The 23,317-nt window shown below is 67.1% G+C and carries 17 protein-coding genes and 1 pseudogene; 7 read left to right on the top strand and 11 right to left on the bottom strand.

Annotated elements, in window-relative coordinates; translation table 11 throughout:
* The first annotated feature begins 118 nt into the window (after positions 1-118).
* Complete coding sequence (locus tag AB5J49_RS35500) at positions 119-1,447, top strand: class I SAM-dependent RNA methyltransferase (protein ID WP_369172943.1); 1,329 nt, start codon at positions 119-121, stop codon at positions 1,445-1,447.
* A 248-nt stretch (positions 1,448-1,695) separates the two neighbouring features.
* On the opposite strand, the gene AB5J49_RS35505 is transcribed toward AB5J49_RS35500, so the two are convergent.
* The 3 genes from AB5J49_RS35505 to AB5J49_RS35515 all read right to left on the bottom strand — a co-directional run bounded on the left by AB5J49_RS35505 (position 1,696) and on the right by AB5J49_RS35515 (position 3,431).
* Positions 1,696-2,364 (bottom strand): nucleotidyl transferase AbiEii/AbiGii toxin family protein, encoded by a 669-nt coding sequence (locus AB5J49_RS35505; protein WP_369172944.1) that lies wholly within the window; start codon positions 2,362-2,364, stop codon positions 1,696-1,698.
* 5 nt (positions 2,365-2,369) lie between these two features.
* Positions 2,370-2,762, bottom strand: coding sequence for a hypothetical protein (locus AB5J49_RS35510; protein WP_369172945.1), 393 nt, complete (start codon positions 2,760-2,762; stop codon positions 2,370-2,372).
* Positions 2,763-3,230: 468 nt separating this feature from the next.
* Positions 3,231-3,431: a hypothetical protein gene (locus AB5J49_RS35515; protein ID WP_369172946.1), complete on the bottom strand. Its 201-nt coding sequence runs from the start codon at positions 3,429-3,431 to the stop codon at positions 3,231-3,233.
* 307 nt (positions 3,432-3,738) lie between these two features.
* Between AB5J49_RS35515 and AB5J49_RS35520 the strand changes: the two genes are divergently transcribed.
* From AB5J49_RS35520 to AB5J49_RS35540, 5 genes are all read left to right on the top strand, one after another.
* Positions 3,739-5,244, top strand: a complete 1,506-nt coding sequence (locus AB5J49_RS35520) for a hypothetical protein (protein ID WP_369172947.1) — start codon at positions 3,739-3,741, stop codon at positions 5,242-5,244.
* Positions 5,241-6,086, top strand: a complete 846-nt coding sequence (locus AB5J49_RS35525; RefSeq protein WP_369172948.1) for a hypothetical protein — start codon at positions 5,241-5,243, stop codon at positions 6,084-6,086. Before AB5J49_RS35520 ends, AB5J49_RS35525 begins: the two co-directional genes overlap by 4 nt.
* On the top strand, positions 6,079-10,539 hold the full coding sequence (locus tag AB5J49_RS35530; RefSeq protein WP_369172949.1) for a hypothetical protein: 4,461 nt from the start codon (positions 6,079-6,081) through the stop codon (positions 10,537-10,539). The genes AB5J49_RS35525 and AB5J49_RS35530 overlap by 8 nt, the downstream gene beginning before the upstream one ends.
* Positions 10,526-11,671 carry a hypothetical protein gene (locus AB5J49_RS35535; RefSeq protein ID WP_369172950.1) on the top strand — a complete coding sequence of 382 codons (1,146 nt, stop codon included), beginning with the start codon at positions 10,526-10,528 and terminating at the stop codon, positions 11,669-11,671. The genes AB5J49_RS35530 and AB5J49_RS35535 overlap by 14 nt, the downstream gene beginning before the upstream one ends.
* A 109-nt stretch (positions 11,672-11,780) precedes the next feature.
* Entirely contained in the window at positions 11,781-13,574 is a 1,794-nt protein-coding gene (locus AB5J49_RS35540; RefSeq protein ID WP_369172951.1) for a tetratricopeptide repeat protein, read from the top strand.
* 746 nt (positions 13,575-14,320) lie between these two features.
* On the opposite strand, the pseudogene AB5J49_RS35545 reads toward AB5J49_RS35540, so the two are convergent.
* From AB5J49_RS35545 to AB5J49_RS35555, 3 genes and pseudogenes are all read right to left on the bottom strand, one after another.
* Positions 14,321-14,619, bottom strand: a pseudogene (locus AB5J49_RS35545) (IS1380 family transposase); the annotation flags it as partial.
* Positions 14,620-14,709: 90 nt separating this feature from the next.
* Positions 14,710-15,684, bottom strand: a complete 975-nt coding sequence (locus tag AB5J49_RS35550; RefSeq protein WP_369172952.1) for an NmrA family NAD(P)-binding protein — start codon at positions 15,682-15,684, stop codon at positions 14,710-14,712.
* 64 nt (positions 15,685-15,748) lie between these two features.
* A complete protein-coding gene (locus AB5J49_RS35555) occupies positions 15,749-16,564 on the bottom strand; it encodes an oxidoreductase (RefSeq protein ID WP_369172953.1) in 816 nt (271 codons plus the stop codon).
* A gap of 92 nt (positions 16,565-16,656) precedes the next feature.
* On the opposite strand from AB5J49_RS35555, the gene AB5J49_RS35560 reads away from it, so the two are divergent.
* A complete protein-coding gene (locus tag AB5J49_RS35560; RefSeq protein WP_369172954.1) occupies positions 16,657-17,208 on the top strand; it encodes a TetR/AcrR family transcriptional regulator in 552 nt (183 codons plus the stop codon).
* Between the two features lie 4 nt (positions 17,209-17,212).
* On the opposite strand, the gene AB5J49_RS35565 is transcribed toward AB5J49_RS35560, so the two are convergent.
* From AB5J49_RS35565 to AB5J49_RS35585, 5 genes are all read right to left on the bottom strand, one after another.
* Positions 17,213-17,782 carry a TetR/AcrR family transcriptional regulator gene (locus tag AB5J49_RS35565; protein WP_369172955.1) on the bottom strand — a complete coding sequence of 190 codons (570 nt, stop codon included), beginning with the start codon at positions 17,780-17,782 and terminating at the stop codon, positions 17,213-17,215.
* A 191-nt stretch (positions 17,783-17,973) separates the two neighbouring features.
* A complete protein-coding gene (locus AB5J49_RS35570; protein ID WP_369172956.1) occupies positions 17,974-19,272 on the bottom strand; it encodes an SNG1 family protein in 1,299 nt (432 codons plus the stop codon).
* Positions 19,269-20,399, bottom strand: coding sequence for a 4Fe-4S binding protein (locus AB5J49_RS35575; RefSeq protein ID WP_369172957.1), 1,131 nt, complete (start codon positions 20,397-20,399; stop codon positions 19,269-19,271). The genes AB5J49_RS35570 and AB5J49_RS35575 overlap by 4 nt, the downstream gene beginning before the upstream one ends.
* A gap of 329 nt (positions 20,400-20,728) precedes the next feature.
* Positions 20,729-21,298 carry a TetR/AcrR family transcriptional regulator gene (locus AB5J49_RS35580; RefSeq protein ID WP_369172958.1) on the bottom strand — a complete coding sequence of 190 codons (570 nt, stop codon included), beginning with the start codon at positions 21,296-21,298 and terminating at the stop codon, positions 20,729-20,731.
* Between the two features lie 502 nt (positions 21,299-21,800).
* Positions 21,801-23,300: an MFS transporter gene (locus tag AB5J49_RS35585; RefSeq protein ID WP_369175364.1), complete on the bottom strand. Its 1,500-nt coding sequence runs from the start codon at positions 23,298-23,300 to the stop codon at positions 21,801-21,803.
* Between the last annotated feature and the right edge of the window lie 17 nt (positions 23,301-23,317).

Below are 23,317 nucleotides of genomic sequence, written 5' to 3' on the forward strand. Positions count from 1 at the left end.
CACGTAGACTGGTGGGCTGTTGTCGGGCCCTGACGGACCGCCGGTCGGACCGCGTTCCTGCCCACTCGTCCACCGCAGTTCAGGGCCGTACCCCTTCTCGATCTGGAGTTACCCCACCATGCAGGCAGAACCGAAGAAGTCGCTGGTGGGGGAGGAGTACGAGGTCGAGATCGGCCCCGTCGCCCACGGCGGGCACTGCATCGCCCGCACCGACGCCGGCCAGGTGCTGTTCGTCCGGCACACGCTGCCCGGCGAGCGGGTCGTGGCCCGGGTGACCGAGGGCGAGGAGGGCGACCGTTTCCTGCGCGCGGACGCGGTCGAGGTCCTGGACGCGTCCAAGGACCGCGTCGAGGCGCCCTGCCCCTTCGCCGGCCCCGGCCGCTGCGGCGGCTGCGACTGGCAGCACGCCAAGCCGGGGGCACAGCGCCGGTTGAAGGGCGAGGTCATCACCGAGCAGTTGCAGCGGCTCGCGGGACTGACGCCGGAGGACGTCGGCTGGGACGGCACCGTGATGCCGGCCGAGGGCGACAAGCTGCCCGCCGGGCAGGTGCCGCAGTGGCGGACGCGGGTGCAGTACGCCGTGGACGCCGACGGGCACGCCGGACTGCGCCGGCACCGCTCGCACGAGGTGGAGCCGATCGACCACTGCATGATCGCCGCCGAGGGCGTCAGCGAGCTGGGCATCGAGAAGCGCGACTGGACCGGCATGGCGTCGGTGGAGGCGATCGCGGCGACGGGGTCGCAGGACCGGCAGGTGATCCTCACCCCGAAGCCGGGGGCGCGGCTGCCGATCGTGGAGCTGGACAAGCCGGTCTCCGTGATGCGGGTCGGCGAGAAGGACGGCGGGACCCACCGCGTCCACGGCCGCCCCTTCGTCCGCGAACGCGCGGACGGCCGTACCCACCGCGTCGGCAGCGGCGGCTTCTGGCAGGTCCACCCGAAGGCCGCGGACACCCTCGTGACGGCGGTCATGCAGGGCCTGCTGCCCCGCAAGGGCGAGATGGCTCTGGACCTGTACTGCGGCGTCGGCCTGTTCGCGGGCGCCCTGGCCGACCGGCTCGGCGACAAGGGCGCGGTGCTCGGCATCGAGTCCGGCAAGCGCGCGGTGGAGGACGCCCGGCACAACCTCGCCGACTTCGAGCGGGTGCGGATCGAGCAGGGCAAGGTCGAATCGGTCCTGCCGCGCACGGGTATCACCGAGGTGGACCTGATCGTGCTGGACCCGCCGAGGGCCGGGGCGGGACGGAAGACGGTCGCGCATCTCGCGTCGCTGGGGGCGCGACGGATCGCGTATGTGGCGTGCGATCCGGCGGCGTTGGCGCGGGATCTGGGGTACTTCCGGGAGGGGGGGTATCGGGTGCGGATGTTGCGGGCGTTCGATCTGTTTCCGATGACTCATCACGTGGAGTGCGTGGCGATTCTGGAGCCTGCGGCTAAGGGGTCCTGACCTGTTGTTTCGTCGATGGCTGGGCGGTTCGATCTGTTTCCGGTCAGCCATCAGGTGGAGTGGGTCGACTGCTTGCCTTAGGTGCTTTGAGCTGCGGTTTTGCACAGTACCGGTGACCAGGGTGGCAGCGGGACCAGCCTGTCGCCCAGGAACGTTGACGCTCAAACGACGCTCGCTCTGAGGGAGTGTCGGGCTCGCAGGAAGATCAGTCCGAGCGAGCGTTGACGCCGTGTCGAAGCGCGTCCCGATCAGTCGGCGTCCGGCTCTTCGGACTCCTCAAGAAGCAAGGCTGCAAGAGCGTCGGCCCAATCCACGGCCCAGGCGCGCAGTGCGCTGATCGTCGAGTCATCGAGGCCGTAGGCGGCGAAAGCCTCGTCGTCGGTCCACTCGGCCCCTGTGAGGCTGGCCTGCAGGTCTTCCCGCTCGAAGCGGCCACGGGCGTGCCGACGGCCGAACTCTTCGAGGTCGGCCGTGCTCCAGCGGCGGGAGGCCGCGAAGACGTCGATCAGATCGCGGGGCGCTCCGCGATCGGCGAGGGCGCGGACTTTGGTCCCGATCACGTCCTCCTCCGCGAGGACTGGCCCGTACGAGCTCTGCACGACCGGCCGCCAGAAGATCTCTTTGAGGATGTCGACCTCGCAGTCCTGCCCGGTGACCGGGTCGGACACGGTGAAGCGGGCGGACAGCGGGGCGGTTTCCAGCGCTTGCACCTGCCAGCCCCGCGATTCCAGGCCGGCGCGGAGCGTGGCGGCGATGTCGGCCATGGGCGCCGGGTTCTCGGTGGCGACGTCGAGGTCCTGACTCGGGCGGTGGGCGAGGTGGTGCGCTCGCACGGCGTACCCGCCGGTGAGGACCAGGGGGTACGGGGCGCCGAGCGAGATCACATCCGCCAGGAGCCGTGTGTGCAGCTCCGGCATGTCCGTCACGCGGCTGCCCGGGTGCGGGAGGCGAGCTGGGGGAAGGCGTCCTCCCACACGGCGCGGACGGTACGGCCGACGAGGGTGCGGAGCACTGGCCATAGCTGGAGGAGCAGGTCCTGGTTGAGGTAGCGGGGCAGGTCGTCGTGCAGGCCCTCGTGCAGGACGGTGCGGTACAGGCCCATGCGCTGGCGAGGCTTGCCCAGGTCGTATGAGGTCATCCCGGACCAGGCCAGGTGCAGAGGTAGTTCCACCACCCCTTGGGCCGGGCCGTGCAGCTCTTCCAACGATTCCGGCAGACGGCGCCGGAACTTCTCCCGGTACAGCGCGAGGTCCTCGGCGATCGCGTCCGACAGGTCGCTCGGCGTGGGTGCGGGGTGCTGTGGGCTGGAGGGCATGGCCCCATTATGGCGGCCGAAGAAGTGGCGGGGGCATGATGCGCGAGATGTGTCCCGGGGGGGGGGCAGCGAACTCGTGCAGGTGAGCTGGCCGTGGCAGCCTGTTCCGCCCGAAAGAGGAGGGAGCGACCACATCACCAGTGGCCGGGCGATGCGGATCGTGAGTGGGCTGGTCAGCTGCGCCAGCGCCGGCAGGCAGAGGACCCCGAGGACCGACGATCCGGCGCCCCAGACATTGCGGCGGCCGAGCAGGCGTGAGGGGGTGCGGTCACTGAGCGGGCCCAGGATCGGCGGTGCCAGCAGGGACGATGCCGCGCCGACCGCGACGATGGTGCCGAATGTACTGGTGGCCGCCGCGGGTCAGTGACGGTCAGGGTGATCTGCTTCAGCAGCAATGCTCTCCGCCCGAGGAGGGCTATCTCTCGTCCACATTGAGGCACCTGCCGCTCTGCGTGCTGACGATGTGGTTCAGCGGCCAACCTCGTGCGTGGTGTAGCTGGTCGGCGTGATGCGCCAGCGCTGGTTGGCGCCGCCGGTCTCGTGGTACGTGCTCTTGCGCCGCATAGGCGGTCGAGACGCCTGCGCGTCTTTGGCGGTGCCGTTGCGCCAGACGAACAGCGCGAGACTGTGGGCAGTGGCCCAGCGCAGCTCTTCGGGTAGTTCGAGCACGCCCATCTGCCGAGTTGCTCGCGTGCCTATGCCAGCCGCTCCTGCGGCTCTTCGTCCGTCGCCGCCCCTGCCCTTCCTCTACGGCCAAGTCGGCCTCTCCGACTGGGCAAGCCCCTGGGCAACCGCATTTTGGTGTGCCGCGCCCCCGGACCGATTCCCAGAGGGCTTCGGCAGTCAACGGCGGGGGCGCAGACCGTAGTCGATGAACTCGGGTGCGATGCCGGGTTTAGCTACCGTTCTTCACCTCACGGATGCAGTTGGGTCATTCCTCCCCACGGGCCCGGCAGGTTGACTAGCGTTCTGCGGCATGAACGCCAGCCGCGAGCCGACCGCCGTTGACTTTTCGGATGACGGATTGGCCCGTAGGGCCAAGGCTCTCGCCTGTACGGCTCCCCTGCAGGCGTTGGACGAGAACAAGGGGAGCCTGCGCTGGGTGAAGGCGGACGTCTACCAGCTGGCGGAGATCGCGCTGCACACCATCGACCAGGTCACCATTTCCATGGACTTCGACTCCGGGGCCAACCAGGAGAAGGTCGTCGACCAAGTGAAGCGGTTCGTCGCCCTCCAAGCCCCGGAACGTACGACCGAGGAACACCGCAGTGTGGCACGGCACGTGCTCCAGCGGCTGATCAACGTCGGTACCGTGGAGCGGAGTTTCAACGAGACCATCGGTGCGGTGGACCGGAGCGGTGTCTATCGTCGCTTCGGCTTCCAGTTCAATCTGCTGGTCGAGAGGGCAGGTCGGGATGGGAAAATCTACCTTCGCGCTTCCGATGAGGCGATCAACGTCTTGGTCGGCGCGCTCGACACGGATGTGGAGTCGGCGCAGATCGCGGCGGAGGTGAAGCTCGACAGCCTGATCAAGCGAGGCAGGCTCGCTGAGGCCAAACTCGCAGCTGAACAAGCCCGTTACCGCACTGTCCAGTACGGGGAGATGCTGCGCCAACTGCTCGATGCCACGGCACGGGACATCCGCGCGGTCGACTGGGAGCGCGAGGTGCCGGAACTCCTCGCGCACGCGTTGGCCCACATCGAGGAGCGCTACGACTTCGAGCATCGCATTCTGAGCAACATCAGCGCGGCGCGGGACAAGTCCGACGAACCGCTTCACAAACAGCGGGCCGCGGAGCTGGTCACCATTGTGCGTGACTGCATCCGCCGACATATGCAGCTGCAGAAACGGCTGTTGACGGCCCGCTCCGTGTTCCGTGAGGAACAGGACCGACAGCAGTTCGCAGAACTGCCGCTGCGAGCCGTACTGGACCTCTACGGGCAGGTACTCAACCCCGTACTGGATCTGTCTCTCCGCGATGCGCTCACCGTCGGTGAGGGGTTCTTCAGTGATGCCGTCGGCCCCGAACCCCCTGCCGTGATGGACCTGTCGTCCTTGGTCACGAGACTTCTCAGAACGGCACCGGAGCGCGAGCGGCTGGGCGAGGCGATTCCGGAACTCGACTTGGCCGAGACGACGGAGAAGCCCGCCTTCACCTTGGGCGACTGGGCCGCCACCGATGAACTGCTCGATTTCTGCGACACGCCGCGGCAGTTGAGCGATCTACTGGCGGAGGCCGAGCACACGGCGCGCAGTACCGCGACCTTGCTTCTGCATCGCGCGTTCCACGCACTGGACCCGCAGGTCGGCGAGCGCATCGCGCGAGGCGACTCCCGGGTCCTTGTCGGGGTGGGCACAGGCGACCGGTTCGACGTGCCCCACTTCGGCGGCGACGACCTGCTGCTCTGTTCCGTCCCGATCACCCGCCCGCCCGACGGTACCGATCCCGACTCGCCCCTTCCCGAGGACACTTTCGAATGAGCGACACCTTCACGGTCTCCGACGCGGAGGGCGCCGCCCAACTGGTGGCCTTCGGCATGCGTCCGCGCCTGCATCCTACGCAGGATCGTGAGTACGACAGTCTCGTCCGCCGCTATCGCGAGGACGACGCGTTCCGCTTTCTGACCGAACGGATCGCCTTCAGCCTCGGCCTCCATGTGGTCGACGTCGGCCATGGCACGGGAATGGTCCTGGCCGCCGTCACCGGTTCGGTCTTCGAGACCAGGATCGAGGACTACGCCCGCACGTCACATCATCGGAACGAGGGGGAGAGAGCGTTGCACGGCATCATCCATCTCGCGGTGGCGGCGCTGGCATTTCCCCGCCCCGCAGACCTCGCCGACGACGGCTACATCGGCCGGGTCAAGGCGAGCGTCGTCGATGAGACCGTACGGGAGATCTGCCGGAAGCTGGGGCGCCGGGCGGCGGAGGCCGAGAGTACGGAGGATGCCCCCACAGACGCCCCGGAGTTGGAGCGGGCCTGGCGGGCCTACGCACGCCGCCCTGAGGTCTCGGAGACCAAGGACGAGCGTGTCGCCCCCAATTCCACCCGGGGGATGACTTCCCGCGCCCTGCGTTTTCTCATGGAACAGGGACTCCTGGTGATGGTCGAGGACGACGAAACGGAGGAGAACGTCTTCCGCACCACACCTCGCTACCAGGTGCAGGTGCGTGAACTGGCCTCCACGGCAGCATTCGAGGAACTGCTTCGCCTCGGCGCGATCTCCGACATCACCGAGCCGAGCGGAACACTTCGTACCGGCGTGCCGGGCGCGAGGGCCTCCGAGCCGCACGACGTGACGAAGGCCGGCGCCGATGTATGAGCTGTCCCGGGTGATGCTCCAGTCCGTCGGGCCGGCCGGAGCCCGCTACCAGAACGTTCTCCTCGACTTCAGTGCCGTCGGTCGCCAGGTCTCCGACCGTCGTATGTCCTTGTTCGGCGCTGGTGAGTCGGTGCGCCGCCCTTCACCCGCGACTGTTCTCTTCCTGGAGAACGGAGGTGGAAAGTCCGTTCTGATCAAGCTGATCTTCTCGGTGGTGCTTCCCGGTCGTCGGCAGGTCGTCGGCACAAGTGGCGGAGGCGTCCTGGAACGCTTCGTCCTGCCCAAGGACACCGCCCATGTGGTCCTGGAATGGACGCACGCACGCAGCGGCCGTCGATTGATCACCGGCAAGGTGATGGAGTGGAAGGATCGGCGGGAGTCCTCCGATCCGCGGAACCTGATCGAACGCTGGTACCACTTCCGCCCCACCTCCGCTCTAAGCCTCGACAACCTCCCCTTCTCGGCAAACAACTACTATCGGACCCGGGCTGACTACTTGCTCGAACTGCAGAAGGCGCAGGCCGCCGACCCCACCCTCGAGTACGACGAGTTCGAGCGGCAAGGCGAGTGGTCCGAGCGGCTGGCGGATCTGAATCTGGACCCCGAGCTCTTCAAGTATCAGCGCAGCATGAACGCCGACGAGGGGGAGGCAGCCGAGGCGTTCTCCTTCACCAGTGACATCGCCTTCGTGAACTTTTTGCTCGGAGCTGTCCTACCCACCGACCCGGCCAAGGAACTCGCGGACCTGCTGGACACCTATGCAGGACGCCTCCATTTGCGCACCGAGCTGCTGCTCGAACGGGATTTCGCCCAAGGCGCGTTGGACATCCTCCGGCCCCTTGCCGACGCGCGGGCGAGTGCCGACGAGGCTCGCGACCGGCGGAGGACTGCGGCGCAGGACATGGCCAACCTGCTGGGGAGGCTGAAGGTCCGGGCGGAAGAGGAGGCCAAAGCTGTTCGCCGGATCCAGAAGGAGGCGGAGCAACTCGCTGCCGAGAGCGCGTCGGCGAACACTGAGCATCTTCGACTTCAAGCAGTCACTGTTGAGTTGGAAAGGCTGCTGGCTGAACTCCGCTTCAATGACGCCCAGTCGGAAGCCGAGAAGGCGGAAACAGAAGCCCTTCGTGCCGAGGCGGAATCGGCGGCCTGGAACGTCGTCCCCACTGTGTTGCGGCAGCTCAGCGCGGAGCAACGGGTGAGCGACCTCCGAGCGTTGGTGGCGGCCGCCGAGGAGGCTGCGCGTCCCGCGCTGGTTGCCCGGGACAAGGCGGCGGCCCTGTTGATCCGGGCACTCCGCGACGGAGTCAAGGAACTTCGTGACAAGGCGGACAGGATCGAGGCGGAGGCCACGGCCGCTGCTGCTCAGGCCGAGGTGGACCAAAAGGCACACAATGACGCGCTCGCCCGCGCGATCAGTCAGGTGAAGGAAGCCGAGACGGCCGAGCAGCGCGTGGGTGAAGTACGTGACCTGATCGCGGACGCGATGCGTGGCGGTCTGCTCGCCCCCGGCGTCTCTGCGGCCGCGGCGCTGGAGCAGGCCAAGGCGGCCGCGGCGGACAACGCCAGTCGGCTCAAGGCACTGGAGAAAGAGGTCAAAAGGCTCGAAGTCGAGCAGCAGGCGGCAGCGCAGACTGTCCGCGTGTCGGAGAGACGACTTGCCGTGCTGCACCGGGCCCTCGACACCGCCGACCAGGAGTGGAATGCGGCCGCGGCTCGCAAGGATGCGCTGGGTGCAGACCCCGCCTTTCCCGATCTCCTGGGGCAACGCCCCCAGGACCTGGAGACTGACGCGGAGGCGCTGCGGAGCCGGCTGGCCGAGGTTCAGGACAAGGCAGTTGCCGAGATCACGGATCTTCATGTCGCCGAGGCCCGGGACGAGAGGGCCCGCATCGCATTGGAGAGCACCGAACTGCTGCCCGCTTCCCCAGAGGCAACGCGGGTCAAGGAGATCCTCGCGGAGGGCGGTATCACCGCCTGGACCGGATGGGAATACTTGGCGGCGATCCCGGATGTCGAGCGCCGACGAACCCTCGTCGGGCAAGTACCGCAGCTGGCAAGCGGCGTTCTGCTGAACAACCCTGCCCAGCTCTCGGCGGCGGAAGAACTCGTCAACAGCCAAGAGCCTCACCCGAGCGTGTTCCTCGCGGTTGGTACGACGGAGGCCGTGACCCGGACACATTCTGAGATCGGTGGGGTCGGCTTCGTTGTGGACGCGCATCCGGCGCTCTACGACGAGCGGGCCGCGGATGTGGAACGCCGTCTGGTACGACAGCGCCACGATCGGCGTGTGGAGCGGCTCGCCGAACTCGCCGAACGGCGTGGAACAGCGGCCACTCTGGTGGCCAGGATCGAGGAATGGCGCAGGGACTTCCCGCCTGGCCGTCTGGCCGAACTCCAGCAGCAGGCGGAGGAACGGCGTCGGCTCGTCGAGGCCGGGGAACAGGAGGTCGAGGAACTGCGCGTGGCCCACGACGAGTTGGGTGAAGCCCGTGACACGGCGCTGGAGGAGACCGAGCCAGTGCGGGTCGCCCAGCGGGGACTCGACGAGCGAGCACATCATCTGACGAGCCTCGCCGATCAGGAGGCGCGCGTTCCAGGCTGGGAAAGCACGGCAGCCCTGCACAGGGAGGCGGGCGAACGGGAGCGGGAAGCGGCCAGGAATGCCGATGAGAAGGCCCGGCGGGGTCGTGAACAGGCTGCCGGGCTGCTGCGTGAGGTGGACGGCATGCGAGCCTCCGCCAGCAGGCTCTCGGAAGAACTGACAGCACTTCCCCTGGATGTCGAACCGTCGGCAACGACAGAATGCGCAAGCGCACCGCTGGAAGTGCTCCGGCGAGACTATGCACGTACGGTCGAGACGTATCTGCGCGCGTCCGCCGGTGACCGATTGCTCAATGATCTGCGCCAGGCCGAAAACGACACGTCACTGATCGCGGCTGAACTCGAGGATCACGCGGACAGCGTGGTCGGGGTCGCGCACAACCTGTTGAACGGCCCGTACGGAGCGGACGGCGCCTCCCGCGAACTGGCGCGCCGACTGGCCGAACAGGCCGCCCCAGAACTGCGCCGTCGAGCGGCCGAGTCAAGTGCGCACTCGGCGCGCCGTAAGGAGGAGTTCGAGAAGTTCATCACTCCGAATTCACAGCTCGACCTGACTCCGTTCGAGAGGCCGCGCCATGTCGTCCACGGCCTACGGCTGGTGGAAATGGCGAAGCAGACACGGGACGAGGCGTTCCGGGTCGTGTCGGAGCTGACTCGGCATGGGCAGTATCTGGTGGAGTCCCTGGAGCAGGCCGAATCCTCTCGCAAAGGATTCGGGCAGCTCCTTTTGGGCGGCGAGGAGTTCTCGGAGTTCGCGCCCATCACAGGCTTGTCCGGTCCCGAACCGTTCCAGGGCGACACGACCGCTGCCGCAGCGGAGCACCGGGCGGCCCGTACCGCCCATGACGAGTGCCGGAAGCGGGAATCGGTGGCGGAGGACGAAGAACGCCGATTGGCTGATCAGTTGGTCCGGCATGCGAACCGGGGCCGGTTCCTGCCACTGGAGACCAGCAGTCGTAAGATCATCCTCGAGATCGATCGGGCCGAACTGCCCAAGCGGGCAGCCGAGTGGACCGGAGCCATGCGTAGACGCCTCCGCTCGCTCACCGATGATCTGGATACGATCGGCCGCCACCGGAACGCAATCGTCCAGCAACTGTCTCAACAAGTCACGGAAGCACTTGAGACCCTACGGCGGGCTGAGCGATTCTCGCGGCTGCCCAAAGGGCTCGGCGACTGGTCCGGCCAGAACTTCCTGAGGATCCGATTCAAAAGCATCCCTGAAGCGGCCTTGCTCGATCGCATGGGGCAGCTTGTGGATGACATGGCGAAGAGCACGATCACGACTCTCGAAGCGGGGCGAGAGCCCAAGCGCGACGGTCTTTCCCTGATCCTTAAGGGAGTGGCCGCCGGGGCGCCGAGAGGCTTCAGGGTGACGATCATCAAACCCGACTCCGTGTTGCTCGCCCAAAGGGTGCCTGTGTCCGACATCCGTGCCGTGTTCTCCGGAGGACAGCTCCTCACCACGGCGATCATCCTGTACTGCACCATGGCGGCCTTGCGTGCCAACGACCGCGGCCGGGTTGGGCATCAGCACTCCGGTGTGCTCTTCCTCGACAACCCGATCGGTAGGGCTTCCACCACGTACCTGTTGCGCCTCCAGCAGTCGGTCGCTCAGGCACTTGGGGTCCAGCTCATTTACACCACAGGCTTGTTCGACACCAATGCGCTGGACACCTTCCCCTTGGTGGTGAGGTTGCGCAACGACGCCGACCTGCGCGCCCGGCGTAAGTACTTGTCTGTGGAGGGAACCTTCGGGCGCTATCTGGATGAGTCGTTGGCGGGAAACGGTTCGCAGATCTCTGCGTCCCGTTACTTCACCAAGGAAGACGCCGTCGATGGCGACGAATGAAGGAGCACTTGAGCTCCTTTCCAGGCTGCATGAGTGGAAATTCGAGCACGGCTGGAAGGGGAAAACCGAGTCAAACATCGAAATAACTGACGTGAAGGCAATTTTCTTGAGTATGCCACGGCCTCCCGGAAGAAGTGGGGAACTCCCGAATCGGATTCTCTGGGAGTATCTCGGAGAATTGGCTGAAGCGGGTCACATCAAGCCCTCACCGAAGACGGACCGAGAACGACGAACACCGCTGCCTGTCAGTATCAGATTGAAGCCCGTCCATTCTGCGGTCAAGAGCGTTCCACCGATGCCGCCCTGGGTCACTGAACTGGCCGACATCGAGGAATATTGGATCCTGGCCAGGACCACGGACAGGATCCGCGCCGCCTATGAGGCGTTGAATACCTGGCTGCACCGCGGAGACAGAGGCATGCGTATCCCCCTGCGTGAGAGGGCACTGCAGATCTTCGGTCATCATCCGTTCTTCTGGCGGCCTGATCACCCGGCTGAGAAGCTATTCGACACGTTGGCGGCGAAACCGCTCTTCTCCGACACGAAGCGGCTGCTGGATCTGATCAACGCGTTTAATGTCGACCCCCCTCTGCTCAGCAAGGATTTTAGCTCAAAGAGGCTGGCCAAGAACCTCGGCGGCCATCACCAGGTGGGTGAGGGCCACAAGCTTCTCGTCATCGAGAACTCCACCACCTACTGGTCGATCTCTCACATGCTCGGACACATCGATCACCGGATCGGTCATATTGCGTGGGGCAGTGGCGGTACTTTCCAGCGGTCCATCGGAAGCCTCACCGCGCGGGACCAGATCACCGAGATCGCCTATTTCGGAGACCTGGATCCCAGCGGACTGGCTTTCCCTATCCGTGCTGGCAATTACGTACGTGGCGTGCCGGTGCGCCCGGCCGTCGAGTTGTACGACGCTCTGCTGCAACTCGGCAGACCGAGCCGCTGTCTACCCAGGGAGGCGTGGACCACGCCGGAAGAGGTCCAGGAGCTGGTCTCCTGGCTCGACCCCAGCCACCGCGACCGCGTGCGCGACCTCCTGTTGGGCGGTGAACGGCTGGCACAGGAATGGGTCGGCTTCGATCATCTGAGCACCACCGAGCACTGGTACGCGGATGTGCGGTGACGTAACCGCCGTCGACGGCGTGTCGTTTGACAGGAAAGCCAGTAATGCGTGCAGCTACCGACCGGTTGACTTCTCGGCCACGCAGCCGAGTCCATGAGAGGCGAGTCGCGTGACTCTTCCGGAGGATGCAGCCCGTGGGGCGGCGGGTTCCCGTGCCAGTGGCCTTGTCCCCGTCGGTCGGCGCGCGTTGACGAGCAGAATCGCGGGGGAACTGAACCGGTACGGGACCGTGGTAGTGGTCGGCGGTGCCGGAGTCGGCAAGACCCATGTGATCGAGCACGGTGTGTACACGCAATGCTCGGCGCAGCCCGAGTTCGGGGCCGTGGTCAGGTGGTCGCATGACCTTCAGGAGTACGTGGCCTCACGCAGCGGGGAGTTCGTCCCGAACTGGGGCCCACCGGTTCTGCTGTTGGCCGACGATGTCGCCGGCCCCGAATCATTGCCTGACATGCTGTTGAACCACGCTCTTCAACTCATCGTCGTTTCGCGTGCACCTGCAGATAGGTGGCGGCACTTGCCGAACTTTCCGGCTGTGGTGGAGGTCGGACCCTTCGACCGCGAGGAGTCTGTACGGTTTCTCACCGCCAACCTTGAGGGCATGGCCGATTCGGAGGCCGACCGGCTGGCGGAGCACCTAGGAGATCTGCCTCTTGCCCTTGGCGGCGCGGTCCGCTGGTTCACGCCGGATACGACCGTCGACGAGTTCCTCGAGAGAGCGAGACTCCAGGCCCATGTGCTGGTCGGCGACGCGCGCCCCGGTGGGTGCAGGTCTTCGCTGGTGGCCGAGGTCCGCAGAGCCGTGGAGGCCTTGTCCGACAGTGGAGGGCTCGCCCCGCGCATTGTCCTGGGAGCCCTCGCCTTGATGGACGGCGCGCCATACCCCATGTCCCTCCTGGACGGGCCTTCGCGCTGGCAGCAATGGCGTTCGGCTGTGACAGGTCTGCCGTCCGATCGACAAGTGCCCCTGTACGGCCTTTCCACCACGGTGGTGCCGGACTTGGAGCGCAGCGGGCTCGTCCGAGTGGTGAATGGGGAGGTCCATCTCGTCTGGCTCACCTGCCAGTTGGTGCGGCATGTGCTGTCGTCGACGGACCTCGAACGGGCCAGGCAGTTGGCCGAGGTGATGCTGCTCGGCTTGGTACCCGACAGCAAAGGTCATGCGGAGTGGAGGTATTGGGCCTCTTGGAAGGCGAGTGCTTCCGCCCTCAACGCCATCGACCCTGGGTGCATGACCACGGAGGTCGGCTGTCGGGCCCTGCTGGCGGCATGTGACTTCCTCATCGAGCAGGGGCACGTTGCCGAGGCGCGTGAGCGACTGCTCATGCTCCGTGATGTGTGGAGGCGGGCGAAGAACGTGCCTTTGGCCCTTCGGTTGATGGCTCTCGACCTGCTGGGGCGGGCATCTTACGAACTCGGTGATGTCCGTTCGGCGTGCCGGTATGGCGAAATCGCGTTTCGGGCTCGTCGTTGGGAGAGCGATCGGTGGAGACTCGACCCGGCAGCTCTCTCCGGTGCCGCGCATTGGGCGCTGGCCGCTGGCCGCCAGGACTGGCTCGTGGAACTGCATCGACTTGCCCAGAGCCTTCCGGACCGGAAGCTGGCGCTTCGTATCGCTTCCTTCGACATGCTGCTCCGTGCCCGAGCGTTGTACGGCCTGTGCCTCGCAGATTCGATCAAAGAGATCGTCCGTGCCCAGCGTGACATCCTCGAACCCGAGCACCCTCATACTCTCTTCACCATGGATCTCCTGGCGCGTGCCTACTACCGGGCCGGCAGGCTTGAAGAGGCGCGTCACATGCTGTCCAAAGTGCTGGAACTCCGAACTCTGGTACTCGGACCGGGACATCCTCACACGCAGGCGACAGCCGTCGAACTGTATGGGCAGTCTCACGAGCTGGGGTGACAGGTTTGGACAGACAGATTCGTAGGCGGAGCTTGAATCTGGAGCGGGTGCCGAGAATCGAGCTCGCGCTCCCAGCTCGGGTTGAGTGATTGCGGCGCTGCTCATCGCCGGTGTGTTGACGTCGGCGCAGCTTCGCGCACGAGCCAACGCGAGTTGCCCGCGCCCGGAGCATGCTCGGGTGAGCGACGAGGCTAGATGGAGATTTCGCTGCCGCGTTAGCCTCTCTTGATCTGCCTCCGCTGCTCCAGAGCCTAGGCCGTCTGTGTACGCGTGGGTGGGATGGCAAGGCACTGGAAGCAGCGGCGATCTCGCGGAGCACGGCGGCCCGTGGCTCCGTCAGCGCGTACTTCACGACCCTGGGCTCCACGCGTCGGGATGCGGGCGGATAGCCAACATGGGGTGGGTCCGCTCACCGCGACGACTGTTGGTCTCCCGTGCGAGTGCTCTACCGATGCCGATCACAGTTGGCGCGGCGGCAGGCATACGGCCTTGCCGCAGGCCGTCTGGCAGAGTTCCCGCATCTCTGTCGTGACGCTCATTTGACGCTCCGCGCCTCTGACGGCCCTCCATGGATACCGAAGAACCGTCACTGACCTGCTCGTTTTCTCACCTCCCCCGTCCTGACGTGTTTCCGATGACTCATCATGTGGAGTGTGTGGCGATTCTGGAGCCTGCTGCTAAGGGCTCCTGACCTGCGGTTTTGTGCGTGCGCATGATGTGCGGTGCGGGCGTTACGGCCGCTTTTCCAGGGGGTGGTGGCCGTAGGTCTTCTTCCAGGTCGCGGCCGTCTCCTCCTTGTCGGGGTCTGCGGTCACGAGGACGCGGTCGAGATCGACGATGACCTGGCCGTCGGCGTCGGGGGTGTTCTCGCCGGCCAACGACCACGCACGGTTGCGGACTTCGGGCCGTGCGGACCGGCTGGCCCGTAGGGCTTCTCACTGGAGGAGGCGAGGGTGTCGATCAGGTGGGAGATGGTCGGGTCGGAGGTGGCCGGGCCCAAGACGGTCGGCTCGCACCGGAGCATCGCGACGTCCGCGAGGCAGTCCGCTTTCTGCTTTTCCTGGCCGCCTGCCGTACAGCCCGCTTCATGAAAGCGCGAGACCAGCCCGCTGACGCGTCGACGTGATCTGGGCCATTAGGAAGCCGTCAGGTTCCGAATGCGCGGGTGGTTCTCCAGTGCCCAGCGCACCGTCTTCGGCGGGCGTCCGAGCAGGGTTTCGAGCTGGTCGGTGGTGCCGCGGTACCCGCCGCCGCCCATCAGTCTGGTCAGGGTCTTCAGGTGCTCCGCGGTGTGCGGGAGCGCGGCCAGGGCGGTGTCGACGTAGGTCTCGTTCCAGGTCTCGACGTCTTCGGGAACGTAAGTGACCGGGCGGCCCAGTACGGCGGCGTAGTCCTCCGCGAAGCCATGCATGTCCTTCAGCTCCGGGCCGTTGAGGGCGTAGGACTTCGCGATGTGCGGTGCCGGGTCGGTCAGGATCTTCACGCACAGTTCCGCCACGTCGTAACCCGCGATGGGCGCGAGCCGGTGGTCGCCGAAGGGCAGGCGCAGTTCACCTCTGCTCAGCGGCTCCAGGGCCAGCCAGGTCATCAGCGGGTTCTCGACGAACATGGCTCCGCGGATGTTGACGGTCGGGAGGCCGGACCAGTCCAGCACCTGCTCGGCGACCCAGTGGGCCCGCTGCTGCGGCGACCAGTCGGCGATGAGTCCGCCGAGCCACGCGCGTCGTTCTTCCTCCGGCGCGGTCATCTTCTCGAACGTCATGAACGACTGCTCGTACTCGGAGATGTTGACGAACACCTCGATGTCGCCCCGGTCTCGCGCCGCCGCGACCATCAGGCTCACGGCGTCGGTGTAGTACGGCGAGAGGCTCATGCTGAAGTAGATGCGCCGGACGCCCTTCAGTGCGGCGGTCACGTCGGCGATGGTGAGCAGGTCACCGACGAAGACCTCGGCGCCGGCCCGGCGGAGCGAGTGCGCGCGCTCGTCGTCCTGGCGGACGAAGGCCCGTACCGGGTGCCCTTGTTCGAGCAGCATGTCGACCATCGTCCGGCTCACACCACCGATTTCGCCGGCGGCACCGGTGATCAGGATGGGATTGCGCTCTGGCATCAAGGTGTCCTCTGTCTGGTGGAGGTGGGACGGCTGTTCCGAAAGCCCAGGCAGCGGCTGGGCGTCAGCCGGACAGCTGGTTCATCTTGCGGATCTGCTTGTCGAAGACCCGGGCGGGGGCGAGGCGGCGCAGTACGCGTGCGCGTCCGGCCAGAGGGCCGGCGGTGTAGCGCGGCTTCGGCTTCGGGGCGGTCGCCGCCGTGACGATCGCCTTGGCGACGACCGCGGGGGCGTCGCCGTCCCTGACGGCCTCCGCCATGACGCGGTCGATCGTCTGCCGCTGTTTCGCGTACGCGTGCAGGGGGGTGTCGGGCTTCGCGCTGTTGGCCTCGAACCCGGTCCTGGTGTAGGCGGGTTCGACGATGAGCGCCCGGACGCCGTGGTCCCGGACCTCGTGGTCCAGGGACTCGGTGTAGCCCTCGATCGCGTGCTTGGAGGCGGCGTAGGCGGCCATGTAGGGCTGAGGCAGGAACCCGAGCACGGACGAGATGTTGATGACGCGCCCGCGTCGCTGAGCGCGCATGTGCGGCAGGACCTCGTTCACCATGCGCATGACCCCGAAGACGTTGGTGTCGAAGACGGACCGGGCCTGCTCGACGGAGGTCTCCTCCGCCGCACCCATCGAGCCGACGCCGGCGTTGTTGACCAGCACGTCGATCCGCCCGAACCGCTCGCTCACCTCCTGGACCGCGGCGGCGACCGAGGCGTCGCTGACCACGTCGAGGTCGAGGAGCGTCACACCGCCGAGCGGGGTGACGCGTGAGGTGTCACGGCCCGTTCCGACGACGTCGAAACCCGCCGCCACCAGCGCGAGCGCGGTTTCCTTGCCGATGCCGGACGATGCACCCGTCACGAGTGCCACTGGTCGATCTGTCGTCATCATGGACTCCCGTGCTCGCTCGAAACCGATCGGTTTCCGATAGAGTAAACCGATCGGTTTCCGTGTGCAAGTTCAAGCAGGGGAGTGACGCCATGGGCAGGATCGGCGCGCAGGAGAGGCGGGAGAGCGTCATCCGCGCGGCGGTCGCCGAGTTCGCGCGCACGGGCTACCGCGGCACGTCCACGGCGGCGATCGCCCGGCGGGTCGGAGTCACGCAGCCGTATCTCTTCCGGCTCTTCCCGGACAAGAGGGCGATCTTCCTCGCCGCGCTGGTGCGGAGCATGGACGACACCCGTCTGGCTTTCGAGGGGGCGGCCGATGGAGTGGGGGGCGGCGAGCGGGCTCTTCAGGCCATGGCGAACGCTTACGCGCAGCTGATCTCGACGCGCCCCGAAACGCTCCTGATGCAGATGCAGGGATACGCCGCCGTGGCGGCCGCCGAGGCGCAGGGTGACGACCTGATCGGCGAGGTCGTCCGGGCCGGCTGGATGAGGATCTGGGAGACCGTGCACCTGTCGCTGGGCGCCGATGTCGATGCCGACGCGACCGCGGGCTTCTTCGCGTGCGGCATGCTCGGCAACACGCTGACGGCCATCGGGCTTCCCTCGGGTGCCGGGAGATGGGGGAGCGTTCCGGGCGGGTGATGCGTCAGCGCACGCCTGCCGCGTCGAGCAGGGTGGTCACCGTGGGCGCGATGAGCCCGGTGAGGTTGTCGGCCTGGATTCCCGCGCGGGCGCTGGCGCCGTCGAAGATCAAGGTGAGCTGACGGGCCAGCAGATCGGGATCGGCCGCGCCGCCCTGTTCGGCCTCGGTGCGGAAGAAGGCGGTCAGGTTCGCCTTGACCTGATGGGCGACCCGGCTCGCGGGGTGGCTCTGGTCCTTGAGTTCGATCTGTACGGCCAGGTACCGGCAGCCTTGGAAGTCGGGTGCACCTGCCTGTGATTCCGCCTGTTCGAAGACGTGCAGGATCCGCTCGCGGGGTGGACGGTTGTCGTCCGCCGCGGGCAGGAGAGTCGCCACATGGGCGGAGGCGCGTTCCTTCAGGCTCGCTGCCAGGAGTTCGTCCTTACTCTCGAACAGCTGGTACATGGAGCGCTTCGATACCCCCGCCGCCTTGCACAGCGCGTCGACGCCGATGTTGACGCCGTCTCGGTAGGTGAGCGTGGCCGCCGCCTCCAGCAGTCGCTCCCTGGGGCTCAGCTTCACTTCCGTGGTCATGCCGTGAGGTTAACCTGAAGTGGACGAAATGAAAACCGATCGGTTTCCGGGGGTGCCGGGCAGAGGCTCGGCGATGTCCTGGGGGGAAAGGGCCGTCGCTGAGCCATGATGGTGTGCGCGCCTGTCGTCCCCGGCAGGGCGACACGCGCCGGGGACACTCCGAGCAATGGCCCGTCTTGGGTGTCCTGCCGTTACGCCGGGACGGCGGTCTTCTCGGGCTTCGTCTCCGCCGGGATGCGGTGCAGTCCCTTGCGGTCGTACCACCCCAGTACGCCGAAGCCGAACAGTGCGGCCGCCGTGAGTCCGGCCGCCATCATGAGCCAGCCCCGCGTCAGACCCGCGTCGCCCTGGGCGTCGTAGTAGAGGATCGAGCGGATTCCGCCGGTGATCTGCCGCAGGGGCTCGAACTCCGCGAGGAAGCGGTAGAAGCCGGGCAGTGCCTCGATGGGGGTGGTGGCGCCGGACGTGGGCACCGCCATCCCGATGAAGACCAGCGTGACCACCAGCATGCCGGGCGTGCCGAAGACGGCGAGGAGGGTGAGCGCGCCGATCCCGGTGACGGCGATGGCGCACACCGAGTACAGCCACAGCAGGGGCAGATGGGCGGCGTCCATGCCCATGATGCCGACCGCGCCGGCCATGACCAGGGTGCCCATCAGCAGGGACAGGCCGGTCATGAGGGTGCTGCTGATGGCGAGGGTTTGGATCCGGGTCGCCCGGATCAGTGGGCGGTGCCGGCGCAGGGGGCCCATGTCGTTGTGGGTGTAGCCGAGGGCGTGGTCGACCTGGCCGCTGAGGACGTTGGCGGAGAGCATGCCGACGACCACGAGGGTGAGCGCGTAGTAGAACGCCGTGAGGCCCAGGCCGCTGTGCGAGTCGAGGGGGTGGCCGTCCTTCACCGTGACGGCGGCCGGGTCGGCGAGCAGGACGTGTGCCGCTGCGGGCAGCTTCGCCTGCGCGGTCCCGATCCGGGCGGTCAGCTCCTTGCCGACCTGGAGCGAGGCGTTCTCGGCCGCCTGGGTCGTCGCCGTCCGGGCCAGGCCGGAGCCCAGGCTGCCGGCGGACTGGTTGGTCAGCACCGTCAGTGTGGGGCGGGCCGGGGGTCCGGTGGGTGCTGTGCCGGTCAGCGCGGTGGCGGAGGAGGTGAAGGCGGCGGGGACGACGAGCGCGCCGAACAGCTTGCCCTTGCCGAGCTCCTCCCTCATCTCCCTCTCGTCCATCACCTTCCAGTCGATCTTGTCCCCGCTCGCGGTGGACTTCTTGACCGACTCGGTTATCCGAGCCCCGAGGTTGAGCTGCTTGCCGCCGACAGCGGCTCCCTTGTCGGCGTTGACCAGGCCAACCGGCAACTCCTTCATGTGGCCGGCCGGGTCGACGTTGGCGCCGACGTAGAACACGGCGAACAGCAGCGCGAGTACGCCCGTGATGACGCCGTTCGCGATCCACAGCGGCCTGGCACGCAGGACGCGGAAGGGGTGGGTGCCACTCATGACGTACGTGTCTCTCGGTCGGTGGACGCGGAGCGCTTCGCCGGGGGCTGCCAGCCGCCGGTGACTTCCTTGACGGGCTTGTGGGGGAAGCGGCGCCGGGCGTACTCCTGTGCGTCGGAGCCCGGCAGGACGTACAGGGTTTCTTTCTTGTCCTGCAGTGGTCGCAGCACGGTGTCCATGAAGGTCTTGCGGTCGTCCAGGTACGGGCCCAGGACGTCCTCGCCGGCGGGGCAAACGGCCAGGCAGTAGCCGGACTTGTAGCCGGGCGGCGAGGACAGGCTCTGCCACAGGGAGGCGTTCTCGGAATCGGTGACGCGGGAGCGGTAGTCGGCGGCGTCCTCGCTGTCGGCCACGGTCTGCGCCCAGTCGGTGAACCCGCTCATGAACTCGCGGTAGTTGTGCGTGGTGCAGGCCAGCGCGTCGAAGGCGCCGTCCTTGGCGATGGCGCCGACCGGGCAGGCGGCGACGCACAACTTGCAGTCGATGCAGGGGTTGTAGTCCAGCGCCTGTCCGTACTCGCTCACCTCGGCATCCACCAGGACGGTGGCCAGCAGGACGAAGCTGCCGAACTTCGGGTGGATGACGTTGCGGTGCAGGCCCATCACGCCGAGCCCGGCGGCCACCGCGACCGTCTTGTGCGCCACGACCCAGATCCGCTCCTTGGGGAAGCGGTCCATCTCCTGGGGGAAGCCGACGGATGGATTGAGCGCGCGGTAGCCGGCGTCCTGTAGTGCCTGGGTGACGCTGCGGGCGGCGTGGTTGGCCTGTTCGTCGGTCTGGTGGAATTCCTGGTTGGCCACACTGCGGGCGGGGGAGCGGCAGTTGTCGCGGTTCATCCGGACCGCCATCGCGATCAGGGTACGGGTGCCGGGCAGTGCGGACTGCGCATGCGCGCGCTCGCCGGCCAGGTCGGGGTGGTCCAGGGTGACCGCAGCGGCGTCGTCGGCGCCGGCCGCCAGACACAGCTCGCGCAGCCAGGCCGCGTCGATCACCGGCGGCGGGCTCGCCGCGTCACCGGCCTCGCGCCGGGCGAGTACGGCCTGTACGGAGGGGTGGGCGGCAAGCTTCGCCGGAAGCCTGGGAGGCGGGGTCGTCCGTTGCCCCTCGGCGTTGCGCGCGGCGGTCATCCGTACTCCTGGGGATTCGGGTTCGAGACTCGCCCTCACGGCGAGAAACCGATCGGTTTCACCACCGTAAACCGATCGGTTTCTGCGTGCAACCCCAAGCGGTGAGCCTCTCCTTCGGGCTCGATCAAGTTCCTCGCAGGCGTTGGTGATCGATCGCCTGGCGATCAGGGCTCTGCCCCGTGAGTTGGTCCGGAGTGCTGGATGCCTGTGAGGCCGTGAGCCTGCTGGCGGCTGAGGGTGACGAGGTCGCGCCTCTCCCTGGGGCACGGCATGCTCATCGACACTTCGCCGCGTGCATCGGCCGCCGCGACTGCTCGTGACGCGATGCGTCAGCGCATGTCCGCCGCATCGAGTAGGACGGTCACGGTGGGAGCGAGGAGCCCTGTCGGTGTGTCGGCTTTGATTCCCGCGCGGGCGCTGGCGCCGTCGAAGACCAGGATCAGTTGCCGGGCCAGCAGGTCCGGGTCGCTCGCCCCGCCCCGTTCGGCCTCGGCGCGGAAGAAGGCTGTCAGGTTCTCCTTGACCCGGTGGGCCACCCGGCTCGCGGGGTGGTTCGGGTCTTTGAGCTCGATCTGCGCGACGAGGTACCGGCAGCCTTGGAAGTCGGGTGCACTCGCTTGTGATTCCGCCTGTTCGAAGACGTGCATGATCCGCTCGCGGGGTGGACGGTTGTCGTCCGCCGCGGGGAGGAGCGCCGTCACGTAGGTGGAGGTGCGTTCCTCCAGGCTCGCCGCCAGGAGTTCGCCTTTGCTCTCGAACAGCTGGTACATGGAGCGTTTCGACACCCCCGCCGCCTTGCACAGCGCGTCGACGCCGATGTTGACGCCGTCTCGGTAGGTGAGCGTGGCCGCTGCCTCCAACAGTCGCTCTCGGGAGCTTGGCTTTGCTTCGGTGGTCATATTGTGAGGTTAACTCGATTCCGGCCGGTTGGAAACCGATCGGTTTATCGGGCTCGGGCTTCTCGGGCTTCGTTCATCCAGCACCGGGCCAGGGCCGCGTCGTCTCGGATGCGCAGGAGAGGGGCGAGCGGAGACCGCTGGTGATCTGTCGCAGCGGCCCGAACCCCTGCGACCCTGCGAGGAGGCGGTACAAGTCGGGCGGCGCCTTGATGGGGGTGGCGGCGCCTTGGTGGGGGTGGCGGCCGGACGTCGGCTTTGCCATCGCGGCCTCCAGGATCTGTGCGCTCACCCTCCTTGCCGTGTTCGACGCGCCCGGCATCGCTCGAACGTGCGGGTGGAGGTGGGCACCATCTCGTAGATGCCCCTGTCTCCCCTGTCTCCCCTGTCTCCCCTGTCTCCCCTGTCTCCCCTGTCTCCCCTGTCTCCCCTGTCTTCCTGCGCTGATTGGTGCCTTGAGAGCACCAATCAGCGCAGGGCATTTCTCACCACGGTGGATTCAGGCTCAGTGGGCGATCACGAGCTCGCCCTCCGACGGCGCCAGAGCCCGATTCGGAATCAGGAACGCCGCGAGCACCGCACCGACCACGAAGATCCCGGCGCCCCACTGCAGGGTGGCCGTGTAGCCCTCGACCCCGGCCTGCGCCGCGGTCAGCGCGCCGGGCTTGTGCGAGGACAGATAGTCGGTCGTGGCCGATGAGGCAACGGTGGTCAGTAGCGCCGTGCTGATCGAACCGCCCACCTGCTGGCTGGTGTTGATCAGCGCCGAGGCGACGCCCGCGTCCTCGTGGTGCACGCCTGCGGTCGCACCCTGGAACGCGGTGGTCATCACCCCGCCGATGCCGAGACCCAGCAGGATCATGCCGGGCATGATGTGGGCGACGTAGGTGCTGTCCAGTGCCAGCTGGGCCAGCAGGGCCATACCGGATGCGGCGACCAGGAAGCTGGTGCCGACCACGACCTTCGGGCCGACCCTTGGCAGCAGCAGTGAAGGCACCGTGGTGGACGAGGCGACGATGCCGCCGACCATCGGCAGGAATGCCAGGCCGACCTCGATCGGCGAGTAGCCGATGCCGGCCTCCAGGTAATAGGTCAGGAACAGGAAGATCGAGAACATCCCCATGCCCAGGACGAACACGGCCAGGAACGAACCACCTCGGGTCCGGTCCAGCACGACTCGCAGCGGCAGCAGTGGATGCGCGACCCTGAGCTCCAGCCAGGCGAACACCGCGAGCAGCACCACGCCGCTGTTCATGGAGCCGAGGGCGACCGGGTCGGTCCAGCTGGTGGATTCGACGTGCGCGAATCCGTAGACGATGCCGAACAGCCCGGCGCTCACTACGACGGTGCCGGGGATATCGATTTTGGGCCGTTCGGTGACCACGGGCTTGGCCAGCAACAGCAGCGCACCGGCCAGCGCGACGCCCGCGAAAATGACGTTCACGTACATCGCCCAGCGCCACGACGCCCATTCGGTGAGCATGCCGCCGAGCAGGAGTCCGACCGCGGCGCCCGCGCCGGACAGCGCACTGAAGATGCCGAAGGCTTTCGGCCTTTCGGTGGGCCGGGTGAAGGTCACGCTGAGCAGTGAGAGCGCCGCGGGCGCGAGCAGCGCGGCGAACAGGCCTTGGGCCACGCGTGCCGCGACGAGTATTTCGAAGCTGCCGGCCGCACCGCCGACGACGGATGCGGCCGCGAAACCGATCAGGCCGGTCACGAAGGTCGTACGTCGGCCGAACAGGTCACCGAGTCGGCCGCCCAGCAGCAGCAGGCTGCCGAACGCCAAGGCGTACCCCGTGATGACCCACTGCCGGCTGCCGTCACTGAAACCGAGGTCATGCTGCGCTTCGGGCAGTGCGATGTTCACGACGGTCGCATCGAGCGTGACCATGAGCTGTGCCACGCCCAGCACGACGAGCACCCACCAGCGCACGGCATGTGAGCCGCGGCGGCCCGAGTCTGTTTTCCCGGAGGCGGGTGCCCCGCGGTCGAAGGTGGTACTCACTTTTCCCCTCGGTCGCT

The sequence above is a fragment of the Streptomyces sp. R28 genome (assembly GCF_041052385.1).
In the GTDB taxonomy this organism is placed as follows: Bacteria; Actinomycetota; Actinomycetes; order Streptomycetales; family Streptomycetaceae; genus Streptomyces.

What these genes read in the sequence shown, in the direction of transcription:
- AB5J49_RS35500 (WP_369172943.1), top strand. Translation starts at nt 119, where the DNA reads ATGCAGGCAGAACCGAAGAAGTCGCTGGTGGGGGAGGAGTACGAGGTC.
- AB5J49_RS35505 (WP_369172944.1), bottom strand. Translation starts at nt 2,364, where the DNA reads ATGCCGGAGCTGCACACACGGCTCCTGGCGGATGTGATCTCGCTCGGC.
- AB5J49_RS35510 (WP_369172945.1), bottom strand. Translation starts at nt 2,762, where the DNA reads ATGCCCTCCAGCCCACAGCACCCCGCACCCACGCCGAGCGACCTGTCG.
- AB5J49_RS35520 (WP_369172947.1), top strand. Translation starts at nt 3,739, where the DNA reads ATGAACGCCAGCCGCGAGCCGACCGCCGTTGACTTTTCGGATGACGGA.
- AB5J49_RS35525 (WP_369172948.1), top strand. Translation starts at nt 5,241, where the DNA reads ATGAGCGACACCTTCACGGTCTCCGACGCGGAGGGCGCCGCCCAACTG.
- AB5J49_RS35530 (WP_369172949.1), top strand. Translation starts at nt 6,079, where the DNA reads ATGTATGAGCTGTCCCGGGTGATGCTCCAGTCCGTCGGGCCGGCCGGA.
- AB5J49_RS35535 (WP_369172950.1), top strand. Translation starts at nt 10,526, where the DNA reads ATGGCGACGAATGAAGGAGCACTTGAGCTCCTTTCCAGGCTGCATGAG.
- AB5J49_RS35550 (WP_369172952.1), bottom strand. Translation starts at nt 15,684, where the DNA reads ATGCCAGAGCGCAATCCCATCCTGATCACCGGTGCCGCCGGCGAAATC.
- AB5J49_RS35555 (WP_369172953.1), bottom strand. Translation starts at nt 16,564, where the DNA reads ATGACGACAGATCGACCAGTGGCACTCGTGACGGGTGCATCGTCCGGC.
- AB5J49_RS35560 (WP_369172954.1), top strand. Translation starts at nt 16,657, where the DNA reads ATGGGCAGGATCGGCGCGCAGGAGAGGCGGGAGAGCGTCATCCGCGCG.
- AB5J49_RS35565 (WP_369172955.1), bottom strand. Translation starts at nt 17,782, where the DNA reads ATGACCACGGAAGTGAAGCTGAGCCCCAGGGAGCGACTGCTGGAGGCG.
- AB5J49_RS35570 (WP_369172956.1), bottom strand. Translation starts at nt 19,272, where the DNA reads ATGAGTGGCACCCACCCCTTCCGCGTCCTGCGTGCCAGGCCGCTGTGG.
- AB5J49_RS35575 (WP_369172957.1), bottom strand. Translation starts at nt 20,399, where the DNA reads ATGACCGCCGCGCGCAACGCCGAGGGGCAACGGACGACCCCGCCTCCC.
- AB5J49_RS35580 (WP_369172958.1), bottom strand. Translation starts at nt 21,298, where the DNA reads ATGACCACCGAAGCAAAGCCAAGCTCCCGAGAGCGACTGTTGGAGGCA.